At 74.8% G+C, this 453-nt stretch carries 1 pseudogene; it reads left to right on the forward strand.

Features of this window, described 5'->3' with window-relative positions:
* Positions 1-128 precede the first annotated feature (128 nt).
* Positions 129-453 (forward strand): annotated as a pseudogene (locus V2J85_RS40675) (alpha/beta hydrolase); the annotation flags it as partial.

Genomic DNA, 453 nt, shown 5'->3' on the forward strand with positions numbered 1-453 from the left:
GGTTCGTGCTGCGCCTGCCCGCCGGGGGACCGCCCGCCCCCTGACCGTACGCGGGCCTCATCAAAACCTCAGCATCGCTCGGGAATGCTTCGGGCCGGAACCACCCGACCCCCTTCAGGGAGCACTCGTTGAACCGCGCCGTCCGCCGCCGCCCCGCCCTCGTCACCGCCCTGGCCCTCCTCGGCGCCCTCACGGTCACCTCCTGCACGGGCGGCCCGGTCCCGAAGGCGGAGGCGGGCGCGGCGAAGGTCACCGACCCGGCCTCCCGCGCCGATCTGAAGCCCTTCTACGGCCAGCGGCTGAAGTGGACCGACTGCGCGACCGACGGCTACGAGTGCGCTCGGCTCACGGTCCCCCTGGACTACACGCGCCCGGACGACGGCCGGACGTTCGTGCTCCCGGTCGCCCGCGCCGCCGCGACGGGCCCGGCCAAGCGCATCGGCTCGCTCGTCT

This window comes from Streptomyces bugieae, from assembly GCF_036352915.1.
Taxonomy (GTDB): Bacteria; Actinomycetota; Actinomycetes; order Streptomycetales; family Streptomycetaceae; genus Streptomyces; species Streptomyces endophytica.